The 421-nt window shown below is 57.5% G+C and carries 1 protein-coding gene; it reads left to right on the top strand.

The window, feature by feature from the left end:
- Window positions 1-17: 17 nt before the first annotated feature.
- Window positions 18-421 (top strand): NCS2 family permease (locus GUI43_RS35245; protein WP_211326807.1); only part of this gene is annotated, 404 nt, incomplete at its 3' end.

Raw genomic sequence — 421 nt, 5'->3', positions numbered from 1 at the left:
GGTTGTTTACCGTCAGCATGGTCAGCGTTATTTTCGTCTTTTTCCTGGTTGACTTATTCGACAGTACCGGAACACTGGTCGGTGTATCGCATCGGGCCGGACTTCTGGTGGACGGTAAGCTGCCCCGTCTGAAGCGCGCACTGTTGGCCGATTCAACCGCTATTGTGGCGGGTGCGGCTTTGGGTACTTCTTCGACGACACCCTATGTGGAAAGTGCGGCGGGCGTATCGGCAGGAGGCCGGACAGGTCTGACGGCGGTTACCGTCGGCGTATTGATGCTCGCCTGCCTGATGTTTTCACCGTTGGCGAAAAGTGTTCCGGCATTTGCCACAGCACCCGCCCTGCTTTATGTCGGTACGCAAATGCTCCGCAGTGCCCGGGATATTGATTGGGACGATATGACGGAAGCCGCGCCTGCGTT

Origin of the sequence: Micromonospora noduli (genome assembly GCF_003264365.1) — a bacterium.
Taxonomy (GTDB): Bacteria; Actinomycetota; Actinomycetes; order Mycobacteriales; family Micromonosporaceae; genus Micromonospora; species Micromonospora noduli.
This window is presented reverse-complemented; position numbering and strand designations above follow the sequence as displayed.